The sequence below is a fragment of the Virgibacillus sp. Bac330 genome (assembly GCF_003667845.1).
Lineage (GTDB): Bacteria > Bacillota > Bacilli > Bacillales > Amphibacillaceae > Virgibacillus > Virgibacillus chiguensis.
Genome location: NZ_CP033048.1, coordinates 4,383,395 through 4,395,604, shown reverse-complemented (window position 1 = coordinate 4,395,604; position 12,210 = coordinate 4,383,395). Strand labels below are relative to the sequence as shown.

Annotated in this window: 8 protein-coding genes; 1 reads left to right on the top strand and 7 read right to left on the bottom strand. The window is 38.9% G+C overall.

Annotated elements, in window-relative coordinates:
• Window positions 1–84 precede the first annotated feature (84 nt).
• The 7 genes from rpoE to D9780_RS20580 form a co-directional block, all read right to left on the bottom strand.
• On the bottom strand, window positions 85–573 hold the full coding sequence (gene rpoE / locus D9780_RS20610; RefSeq protein ID WP_121641359.1) for a DNA-directed RNA polymerase subunit delta: 489 nt from the start codon (window positions 571–573) through the stop codon (window positions 85–87).
• 910 nt (window positions 574–1,483) lie between these two features.
• Window positions 1,484–2,110, bottom strand: a complete 627-nt coding sequence (locus D9780_RS20605) for a TetR/AcrR family transcriptional regulator (RefSeq protein ID WP_121641358.1) — start codon at window positions 2,108–2,110, stop codon at window positions 1,484–1,486.
• Window positions 2,111–2,258: 148 nt separating this feature from the next.
• Window positions 2,259–3,398, bottom strand: a complete 1,140-nt coding sequence (locus D9780_RS20600) for an acyl-CoA dehydrogenase (RefSeq protein WP_121641357.1) — start codon at window positions 3,396–3,398, stop codon at window positions 2,259–2,261.
• Window positions 3,399–3,412: 14 nt separating this feature from the next.
• On the bottom strand, window positions 3,413–4,540 hold the full coding sequence (locus D9780_RS20595; protein ID WP_121641356.1) for an acyl-CoA dehydrogenase: 1,128 nt from the start codon (window positions 4,538–4,540) through the stop codon (window positions 3,413–3,415).
• Window positions 4,541–4,570: 30 nt separating this feature from the next.
• Window positions 4,571–5,422 (bottom strand): 3-hydroxybutyryl-CoA dehydrogenase, encoded by an 852-nt coding sequence (locus D9780_RS20590; protein ID WP_121641355.1) that lies wholly within the window; start codon window positions 5,420–5,422, stop codon window positions 4,571–4,573.
• Window positions 5,423–5,441: 19 nt separating this feature from the next.
• Window positions 5,442–6,629: an acetyl-CoA C-acetyltransferase gene (locus D9780_RS20585; RefSeq protein WP_121641354.1), complete on the bottom strand. Its 1,188-nt coding sequence runs from the start codon at window positions 6,627–6,629 to the stop codon at window positions 5,442–5,444.
• Window positions 6,630–7,208: 579 nt separating this feature from the next.
• Window positions 7,209–9,311 carry a (Fe-S)-binding protein gene (locus D9780_RS20580; RefSeq protein WP_121641353.1) on the bottom strand — a complete coding sequence of 701 codons (2,103 nt, stop codon included), beginning with the start codon at window positions 9,309–9,311 and terminating at the stop codon, window positions 7,209–7,211.
• Window positions 9,312–9,902: 591 nt separating this feature from the next.
• On the opposite strand from D9780_RS20580, the gene pflB reads away from it, so the two are divergent.
• Window positions 9,903–12,149: a formate C-acetyltransferase gene (gene pflB, locus D9780_RS20575; RefSeq protein ID WP_101932870.1), complete on the top strand. Its 2,247-nt coding sequence runs from the start codon at window positions 9,903–9,905 to the stop codon at window positions 12,147–12,149.
• The last annotated feature ends 61 nt before the right edge of the window (window positions 12,150–12,210 follow it).

The window sequence follows — 12,210 nt, the reverse complement described above, 5'->3', positions numbered from 1 at the left end:
CCAAGATAAATTGTACTGACCTCATTAAAAAAAGTCAAGGCTTTAAAGGATGTTTTAAATTTCCAAATGCATTGTATTCATTATCTATTTTCTATCCTCAGTTTCATCTTCATCGTCATATGCTTCATCCAAATCTTCGTCATATACTTCATCGTCAAAATCTTCGTCTAATTCTTCTGCATCATAATCTAAATCTATATCTAAATCATCATCTAAAATCTCAATATCCTCATCAACAATATCCAACTCATCTTCGTCTTTTTTCTTCTTTGCTTTCTTCTTTCTTTTCGGAGCAACATTTACTTCTTCATCCATTTTTTCTACAGGGTACCAACGCTTTAATCCCCACATATTTTCGCCAACAGTAAGAAATCTACCTTCAACATTTAAATCTGTATAAAATTGTGCAATCGCATTTTTCTTTTGCTTTTCTGTATAGCCTTTCAAATCTGCTAAACGATTAAATAAGTCTTTAAAGTGAAATGATTTTCTTTCTTCTTCCAGTAACAAGCTAGCCAACTCAATCATTGGCATTTTTTGAATTTCTTCGTGGCTATATTGATTTAAGCTCACGGTCATGCACTCCCTTTAATTTATATTGATGGCTTCTATACCGTTTATTTCATGATAATGAGGTCGCATAATAGAAATGGTTATCTGTTTGAACACACACGAATAATATATTATGAAACCTACTTTTGTTCTATCCCTGTATTTCTCTGTAATGGATAGAAACAACATAATTGAAACCACTTTAACCATACCATACATTATAAACAAAATTATATAGTTTATGCTAGAGATAAAGAAGAAAAAATGCAAGTAAAATGTAGATAGTGACCGTTGCGGAAAAACACTACGATTTCCATGGGTTGGAGCTGAGCCTCCTCGAAAAAAAGCCGTTCGCTTTTTTTCGGGTATTCCCATTGCGATTTCCTACCGGACAAAGAGAGCTGCGTCAGCGAAACATCGCAAGAAGAAGCTGATTGTTCAATTTCGAGAAGTCTCCCCGTTTTTCCTCCGCTAACTTAACAGAATCAACTATCGCTTTTTTATACTATATCCGCCGGCTATTTCACAATCCAATTACTCAATAAACGGATAGTGTATTTTTCCTTTTTCATCATGCACAAGGTATGTTGAAAGCAAGCATTAATTTGAACCATTTTTTGGTCTTCTAGCTGGATTGTCCATCCTTATTCTTGGTGCTTTTTCTTTGATAACCTTGAACACCTGCACGAACACTTTATACGTCACACGTTGAAGACACTCTTCCAAACAGACTAAATCATAGGATTATTTATGTTAAAAGAAACTTAGCTATCACAATCCTTTATGACGATAGAACATCGTCGCTTGAATGAAACGATGAATCTTAAAAAACTATCCCCTCTATAAGCGCGAAAAGAAAAACTTCGCATGAGAAATGTTATACTCATACAAAGCTTCTTGGTTTCGGGGCGAGTTGTCATTCCAGCTTTCTTTAACATTTATCGCTCGAGGATTTAGCCTGAATAGATTGTATTAGAAATTGAATTTGGCTATCCATGTATGCCTCCAGTGTAAATTGCTTTTGTAACATCCATCTCCGAAACCCCCACATCTGCCCTTGAATAAAAATATTATTGGCAAGGAGTTGCCGCTCATTCGAGTTTAAGGAATGAGGAAAGCATTTAGCAATAACTCGCTCTAACATAGACACCATATCTTTTTCTTTCTGTAGTACATAATCTTTACTCTCTTTTTTTAACGACTTCACTTCTTGGTACATAATGATGACTTCTTCTTGCATGTCATCCATTAAATAAAAATAGGAACGAATTACATTTATAAAATGTGCCAAGGAAGAATTATCTGGGTCAATTTGTGCTTCTAAACGTTCACGCACCTGTAAATAAATGGAGTCGCAAACAAGAAATAGAATGTCTTCTTTTGTACGAATGTATTCATACAAAGTTCCAATGCTAAACCCGGCTTCTTTGGCAATTTCTCTAGTTGTTGTCCTATGAAACCCCTTTTTTTCAAACAAACTGATCGCGGATCTAATAATTTGATTTCGTCGCTTTTCAATTAACGACGGATCTTTGATGGAAGAAAGGATCGAGTTCATTTCCTTCACTCCTTCCCATTAAGCACTTAGATTCCCACATGCGGTAGTAGCTAATAGCGTAAAACACAAAAACTATACGAACGCGACATCACACACATTGTAAACAGATATCACCTTACAGTCCGCTTCATGTTAAAGAGTTAAAATATCATTTTGTAAGCATCCTACCAATGACGAGACGTTGAATCTCATTTGTTCCTTCATATATTTGGGTGATTTTTGCATCTCGCATGTATCGTTCGACAGGATAATCTTTCGTATATCCGTAACCACCAAATATTTGTACAGCCTCCACCGTAATCCTCATCGCGGCATCACCTGCGAACAACTTCGACATAGCAGAAGCCTTGCCGTATTCCATACCCTGTGATTCCAACCAAGCTGCTTGATACGTCAGTAAGCGAGCAGCTTCTACCTCTGTAGCCATGTCTGCTAATTTAAACGAAATACCTTGATTTGCTGCAATTGGCTTACCAAATTGCACCCTTTCCTTGGCATAAGTGGTCGCAGCATCCAAAGCACCTTGCGCAATTCCTAATGCCTGTGCCGCAATACCATTTCGCCCACCATCTAACGTGCTCATCGCTATTTTAAACCCTTCTCCTTCGTTACCAAGTCGATTTGCTTTTGGTATACGGCAATTTTCAAAAATTAATTCCGTTGTCGGTGAAGATCGAATTCCGAGCTTTTTTTCTTTTTTACCAAATGAAAATCCTTCTGTTCCTTTTTCAACGATAAATGCTGTCATACCTTTATGCTTAGCATTAGCGTCTGTTTTAGCAAAAACAATATACATATCTGCTACCTCGCCGTTGGTAATCCACACTTTATTACCGTTTAAAATGTAACTGCCCCCATCTTCTTTTGCAGTTGTTGACATAGACACAACATCACTTCCAGCACCAGGTTCGGATAAAGCATAGGCACCTAACGCCTTTCCCGTTGCTAAGCGATGCAAAAAGTTATGCTTTTGTTCTTCTGAACCGTACTTATAAATCGGCCAACTCGCTAAAGATACATGTGCAGATAAAGTGACACCTGTGGAAGCACATACTCGTGACAATTCTTCAACAGCTATGACGTAACTCATGTAATCAGAGCCAATCCCGCCATATTCTTCTGGCCAAGGAATTCCCGTTAGCCCAAGTTCTGCCATCTGATCAAAAATTCCCCGATCAAATCGCTCTTCTTCATCTCGTTCTGCCGCTGAAGGTTCTACTTCATTTTCCGCAAATTCGCGTACCATTTTTTTAAGCATCTTTTGTTCATCCGTAAGATCAAAATTCATGGACAAACCCTCCCTTATTGTTTGAGTAAATTTTTAGCTACTACCATGCGTTGAATTTCACTCGAGCCTTCGTATATTTCCGTAACTTTTGCGTCACGGAACAGTCGTTCAACAGGATAATCTTCCGTATAGCCGTAACCACCAAATATTTGCACCGCTTCAATAGCGTTATCGACAGCTACTTTAGAAGCATATAATTTAGCCATGGAAACTTCTTTCCCTGATGTTACACCACGCTCTACGAAATGAGCCGCTTGGTAGACGAGTAGTTTAGCTGCCTCTGTCCGAGTTGCCATGTCCGCTAATTTAAAGGAAATGCCTTGGTTTTCTGCAATTGACTTGCCAAATTGCTTTCGTTCTTTGGCATACTTTGTTGCCTGCTCTAGCGCTGCTTCACTTATTCCAAGCGCTTGAGCCGCTATACCAATTCTACCGACATTTAAATTATGCATGGCAATTTTAAACCCTTTTCCTTCTTCTCCCAAAAGTTGTTCTTTGCTAATGCGACAATTATCAAGTGTCAGTGTCACTGTATTGGATCCGTGTAGCCCCATTTTCTTCTCTGGTTTACCAATGATAAGTCCAGGAGTATCCCGCTCTACGATAAACGCACTAATTTCTCTTTCTCCTGTACGCGCAAAGGTGATATATGTATTAGCCACACCACCATTTGTAATAAACACTTTCGACCCATTTAAAATGTATGCCTCTCCGTCTTTCACAGCTTTTGTTTTTAGACTTGCTGCATCCGATCCTGCATTCGGTTCTGTTAAAGCAAAAGCTCCTAAATATTCACCACTTGCCAGTTTAGGAAGATAGAAATCCTTTTGCTGTTCCGTACCAAAATAAAGAATCGGATTCGTTCCGACAGATGTATGGACGGATAAAATAACACCTACCGTTGCACTCACCTTTGATATCTCATGAATGGTTTGAATATACGCAGTGTAATCCATTCCTGCTCCGCCATATTTCTCTGGAATAGGAATTCCCATTAGTCCAAGCTCTCCCATTTGCTTGACGACTTCTATTGGAAAGCGATCCTCCTCTTCCATAAGAGGTACCGCTTTCAAGATTTCGGTTTGCGCAAAATCTCTCACCATTTTATTTAGCATTTGTTGCTCGTCGGTCCAACGCAGCATATTGTTTTCCCCCTCGATCTTTACAAGTTTTTACGTATACACATAAAAACCTCGACCTGTTTTTTTACCTAACCATCCCGCTTGCACATATTGCTTAAGTAACGGGCATGGTCGGTATTTACTATCGGAAAAGCCTTCATGCAGTACCTCCATAATGTACAAACATGTATCCAAACCAATAAAATCAGCGAGTGTTAACGGACCCATCGGATGATTCATACCTAGTTTCATTGAAGTATCTATATCTTCTGCCGTAGCAACTCCTTCTTGTAATGTATAAATAGCCTCGTTAATCATTGGCATTAATATACGGTTGGAAACAAAACCTGGGAAATCCGCGACAGTAACTGGCGTTTTATGTAATGCTCTTGCCATTTGCTCAACTTTAAAATAGGTTTCATCACTTGTTTGTAATCCCCGAATAATTTCTACCAACTCCATAATTGGAACCGGATTCATAAAATGCATGCCAATCACCCGGTCAGGGCGATTTGTCGCAGCTGCTAGTTTAGTAATTGGCAAAGATGACGTATTAGAAGCTAAAATAGTACGTGCTGGCGCTAATTGGTCCAACTCTTTAAAAATAGCGGCTTTGGCATCCATATTTTCGATGACAGCCTCAATAACGATATCCGCCTTTTCCACAGCTTCTACCTTCTCCGCACGTTGCAATCTTTGCAGCGTTTCATCACGTTGTTTTTCCGTTATTCGTTCTTTTTCAAAAGCTCGTTGTACAAACGTGTGAATTCTTTTCATACCATTATTCAATGATGCGACATGTTTATCATATATGACTACATGAAACCCAGCTTGAGCACAGACCTGGGCAATTCCTGCCCCCATTTGCCCAGCGCCTATGACCATCACTTGTTTAATATCCAATTCCTCTCCCCCTTGTTAATTACTGTTTAGGTACTTCGATTAAAACAGCGTCACCTTGACCTCCTCCGCTACAAATTGCAGCAATGCCAAGTCCACCCCCACGTCGTTTAAGCTCATAAATAAGCGTTAGAATAATCCGCGCTCCACTTGCGCCGATTGGATGACCCAATGCAACTGCCCCACCATTTACATTCACCTTTTCCGGATCAATCCCGGCAATTTTGCCACTCGCTAATGCCACTGCAGCAAACGCTTCATTAATTTCAAATAAATCAATTTCTTCTTTGGAATACCCCGTTTTTTCCAATAATTGATTAATAACTAGACCTGGTGTTTTCGGAAAATCTTCTGCAGGAACAGCAATTTCCGTATGCCCTTTTATAACTGCTAATACTTCTTTTCCAAGTTCGGAAGCTTTCTCATCTGACATAACAACAAATGCACATGCACCATCATTTATCCCCGGAGCATTCCCTGCGGTGATCGTACCATCTCGGTCAAATGCCGATCGAAGCTTCGCTAGTTTTTCTATGCTCGTATCTTTTCTTGGAGCTTCATCTTGATCGACAATAATTGGCTCGCCCCTACGTTGTGGCACTTCCATAGCTACAATCTCTTCAGCAAACTTGCCATCCTCTATCGCTTCTACGGCACGTTGATGGCTGCGATACGCCCATTCATCTTGTTCCTCTCGCGTTAAATCATACTCTGCAGCTGTCGTATTTCCATACGTTCCCATATGAACACCATGGAAAGAACAAGTCAATCCATCATGTACCATCATATCGACAACTTTCTTGTCACCCATTCGATTGCCCCAGCGAGCATCTGGCAAAAAGTATGGAGCATTACTCATACTCTCCATCCCACCAGCAACAATGATATCTTCATCACCTAAACGAATAAGCTGGTTTGCTAATGTAACGCTTCGTAATCCCGAGGCACATACCTTGTTCACCGTTTCTGTCTTCACTTCCCAAGGAATTCCTGCTTCTCTGGCTGCTTGTCTAGAAGGAATTTGCCCTTGACCGCCTTGTAAAACATTTCCTATTATTACTTCACCTACATCACTACCAGCTATATGAGCACGTTTTAATGCTTCTTCAATAGCCTTCCCCCCTAACTGTGAAGCGGTAAAAGGTTGTAGTGCACCACCAAACTTTCCAAACGGAGTCCTAGCTCCAGATACAATCACTGCTTCTCTCATAACTTATTAATCACTCCTTTATTTTGATTGAACGCTCGCTCATCGTTTCATTCAGAACATGTTCAAAAAGCTTAGTTACCTAACTTTTTTTAGAAAAACTTAACTTGTCGCCAATTGTTATGACGAACGCTGTAGCTTTTCTTATACTATTATTTTTTACTTTCTAAAGTGCAGCAAAGGCTCAAGGTGCGCCCGTTTAGCAACGTAGAAAATGGAACAAATCATTAAAGCTTTACAAACCATGGTGAGGGAAGAACTAATGATGACTTAGCTCAGAGCATTTGTTAAATTACCTCGTTGCTGGGCGCCAGAGCCAGACGTAACTTATTCGGTTATGCTGTTATACACAAACCACTCATCTTACATTCTCCTATAGTGAAGCATACTCTATAGATTAATAGAATAACAGGTATCGAGAAATATTCGAAGTGTTTTTATTGCAAATTTGTTAGAAAAACTTGGCTTGTCGCCAAGTCTTATCGCGAAAGCCTTTGTTTTTCTTTATACGATAAACCCCAGAACTTTGTACTTTCCAATGGTAAGCAGTTAAGGACAATTTCACGCTGTCACACCATTCTATTAAGCGGATTTTATTTGTTCTTCATTACATACAGAAATAGCTAAAATCTCTGCTACATCCATCGTGCTAATATCCTCTTCCACTTCTTTCGCTTTTGTACCATCACTGATCATCGTTAAACAATACGGGCATGCACTAGAAATCATGTTCGGCTTAACCGCTAACGCTTGCTCTGTACGCGCAACATTAATACGATTTCCTGTCGTTTCCTCAGCCCACATTAACCCACCACCTGCTCCACAGCACATCCCATTTTCTCTCGTACGTTGCATTTCTACCAATTCTAACCCTGGAATAGATTGGAGAATCTCCCGCGGCGGATCGTATACGCCATTATACCTGCCTAGATAACAAGAATCATGGTATGTCAGCCTTTGGTTAATCGCTTTTTGAGGCTTCAACTTCCCTTCTATCAATAAATCATATAATAATTGGGTATGGTGGTAGACTTCCGCTTCAAATCCAAAATCTGGATACTCATTTTTAAAAATATTGTATGCATGTGGATCAATCGTAACAATTTTTTTCACATCATTTTTCATAAATTCTTTAATATTTTTCTCCGCTATTTCCTGGAATAAGAACTCATTCCCTATCCGACGAGCTGTGTCTCCAGAATTCGCTTCTTTATTTCCTAAAATTGCAAAGCTCACACCTGCTTGGTTTAATAACTTGGCAAACGCAATAGCAATTTTTTGGCTTCGATTATCATATGCTCCCATAGAACTAACCCAAAATAAGTATTCGAAATCTTTGCCTTCTTTACTTAATTCTTTTATCGTTGGTATGTGCACAGACTCATCTTGCTCACGCCACTTAATCCGATCTTTTTTCGATAATCCCCATGGATTACCTTGTCGTTCAATATTCATAACTGCTCGTTGAACATCTTGGTCCATCTTTCCTTCTGTCATGACCAAGTACCTGCGCATATCGATTATCGTTCCTACATGCTCGTTGTTAACAGGGCAGGCATCTTCGCAGTTGCGGCACGTTGTACAACCAGCCAATTCTTCTTCTGTAATGACATCACCAATTAAACTCGCGCTTTGCACAGTGGCAGCAGCCTCTTGTTTTGCAGTGGCTTGATTGCCCGCCGTATTGGCAAATGCATAGGCTGGGACCCATGGCGACTTTCCAGTAATTGCTGCGCCTTTTTCTGTTAAATGATCTCGTACTTTAATCATAATATCCATGGGCGATAGCATTTTCCCTGTACCTGCAGCAGGACAAACATCTGTACATCTACCGCATTCTACACATGCATAAAAATCAATCATTTGATGCTGTTCAAAATCTTCCACTTTCCCAACACCGAATGCGATCTCTTCTTCCTCTTGATCTTCGTCCATATCAAAATCAATTTTCTTTAACTTACCTGGTACACGCTTACTTAAAAACACATTAATTGGTGCAGCAATTAAATGGGCATGCTTGGATTGTGGGACGTAAACGAGGAACACAAGGATTGTGATCGTATGAATCCACCAAGCGACATAAAATAGTACCATAGCAGCAGTAGATGACAACCAAGAAAACGCCATCGCAATAACACTTGCAACGGGTTCCGCCCACGTTACATCATGACCGTGCCATAATAATGCCATTCCATTTCCAAATAACACAGAAATCATTAATGTGCCAATGAACAATAAAACTAAACCTGCCTTAAATCCGCGTTTAAGACGGACAAGTTTTTCAATATAACGGCGATAAAAAGCCCATATCACTGCTACAAGAATCATTAAGGTTACTAATTCCTGAAAAAATACAAACCCTGGATAAAGCGGTCCAAAAGGTAAGTGGTTTCCAGGTGATAACCCCTTAATAAACATGTCCAGCGCACCAAATTGTACGAGAATAAATCCGTAAAACATCATGACATGAATAATGCCAGATTTTTTATCCTTTAAAAGTTTCGACTGACCAAAAACAATTTTCCCTATTCTTCTGAATCGCTCTTTAAACTCCCCATCAAACTCTGACTTTTTCCCTAAACGAATATAAGCCACCCGTGTAGCTACGACTTTTGCAAATAAGTACACCCCATAAATCGTAATGACGGTAAATGCAATGGCATTTACTAACAAAAATGTATTCACTTCACTCACTCCCCTTATCATGCAGTAGAACAATTTGAATAGGTGCACAACTCTCCCTTGACAACGATTTCATTTTTCAGAAAAATGGTTTGTTTTTAAATCTTATATTTACTACTATAAATATGAATGATCATTCAGTCAACTGTTTTTCTACTATATTTTCTCTTTTGATCAAAGAAGAAATAAATTTTTTACATCTTTCTGTGAACAATTATTATAAGCCCCGACATTTTTTGGGGGTAACAATGAAAGGATTCTTATCTAACTTATAGCAGAATGAATACAGTCCAAGTATTATGGATAAAACAAATTCATATATTATAAAAACTTGGATTGTAGCGAACGCTGTAGTTTTTCTTATACTATAATCGTTTAAACTTTTTGCTTTCTTACTAAAAGGATAAAAGTGACGTTCTCCTAGTTCACATTATACGGTTTTCAAAACCATATTTTTACATGTAAACGTATTCTTTGTGAATACTTATAAAGAGAGGTAAATGTCATAAAAATATCACATGTGAATACTTTCACAATATGATATTTTTGTTATACTATTAATAGAAGCTTTAAATATATGAAGGAGGTAGTTCTATGACTACTACTACTTTATCCCCTTGGAGAACTTTCCGTAGTGGGAAATGGGAACAAGACGTTAATGTTAGAGACTTTATTATACGCAATTTTACTGGCTACGAAGGTGATGAACAATTTCTAGCTAAACCTACACAAAACACGTTAGATCTTTGGAAACAAGTAACAGAACTTACTGCAAAAGAACGCGAAGCTGGTGGCGTATTAGATATGGATACAAAAATCCCTTCTACCATTACGTCACATGGTCCTGGATATCTTGATAAAGATAAAGAAACCATTGTCGGCGTTCAAACGGATAAACCATTTAAACGTGGTCTAATGCCATTTGGTGGTATTCGCATGGCGAAAAATTCATGTGAAGCATATGGCTATGAGTTAGATAAAGAAACAGAGCACATTTTTACGGAATATCGCAAAACACATAACCAAGGCGTATTTGACGCTTATACTCCAGATATGAGAAAAGCACGTAAAGCTGGTATCATTACAGGTTTGCCTGACGCTTATGGGCGTGGTCGAATCATCGGTGACTACCGTCGCGTTGCTCTATATGGTGTAGACTTCTTAATTAAGAAAAAACAAGAAGAACTTACATTGCTAGAAAACGACGGTGTTATGACTGAAGATATCATTAAACAACGTGAAGAGCATAATGAGCAAATAAGAGCATTGCACGAATTAAAACAGTTAGCAGAAAGCTATGGATTTGATATCTCTAAACCAGCTACAAATGCGCAAGAAGCTATTCAATGGGTATACTTGGCTTATTTAGCTGCGATTAAAGAACAAAATGGTGCCGCAATGAGTTTAGGGCGTGTATCTACATTCCTAGACATTTATATTGATCGCGACCTACAAGAAGGTCACCTAACAGAAGAACAAGCACAAGAACTTATTGACCATTTTGTTATGAAATTACGTTTAGTGAAATTCGCTCGTACTCCAGAATATAATGAATTATTTAGCGGGGACCCTACTTGGGTAACAGAATCCATTGGTGGTGTAAGCTTACAAGGTGAGCCACTTGTTACAAAGAGCTCATTCCGTTTCTTACACACATTAACGAACTTGGGACCTGCTCCGGAGCCTAACTTAACGATTCTTTGGTCTACAAAATTACCAGAAGCGTTTAAAAAATATTGTGCTAAAATGTCCATTGAATCAAGCTCCATCCAATATGAAAATGACGATTTAATGCGTAAACATTACGGTGATGACTACGGTATCGCTTGTTGTGTAAGTGCGATGGAAATCGGTAAACAAATGCAATTCTTTGGCGCACGCGCTAACCTAGCTAAGGCTTTACTTTATGCGATTAATGGTGGCGTAGATGAAAAATTAAAAATGCAAGTAGCACCACCACTTCGCCCGATTACTTCTGATGTGTTAGACTTTGAAGAAGTTATGGAACGTTACGATGTCATCTTAGACTGGTTAGCTAAGCTATACATGAATACATTAAACGTCATTCACTTCATGCATGATAAATATGCGTATGAACGTATTGAAATGGCACTACACGACAAAGACGTTCTTCGTACAATGGCAGGCGGTATTGCTGGACTAAGCGTTGTTGCAGATAGCCTAAGTGCTATTAAACACGCAAAAGTTCATGTTATTCGTGATGAAGACGGCTTAGCAGTAGATTATCGTATTGAAGGAGACTTCCCTAAATATGGTAACAACAATGATGAAGTGGATTCCATAGCTGTAGACGTTGTGAATCGTTTTATGAATAAGTTCCGTCAACACGAAACATACCGTAATGCTGTACCAACATTATCTATCTTAACGATTACTTCAAACGTTGTTTACGGTAAGAAAACAGGGAACACACCAGACGGTCGTCGTGCTGGTGAGCCATTTGCACCAGGTGCTAACCCACTTCATGGTCGTGATCAATCTGGAGCACTTGCATCCTTAAACAGTGTTGCTAAAATACCTTATGAAAACTCATTAGACGGTATTTCTAATACAACAAGTTTTGTTCCAAAAGCACTAGGTAAAACAGAAGATGAACGTACAAGCAACTTAGTATCCATTCTTGATGGCTATGCAAGTAAAGAAGGACATCACTTAAACATTAACGTATTTGACCGTGAAACGTTAGAAGATGCCATGGAGCATCCAGAATTATATCCACAATTAACGATTCGTGTTAGTGGATATGCAGTAAACTTCATTAAACTTACTAAAGAGCAACAGCTCGATGTTATTAACCGTACATTCCATAAAGGATTGTAAGCATACTTGTAACTTAATTTTGTTAGGAAGGGCATTTATCCTGCCCTTCCGCCTTAAAGAA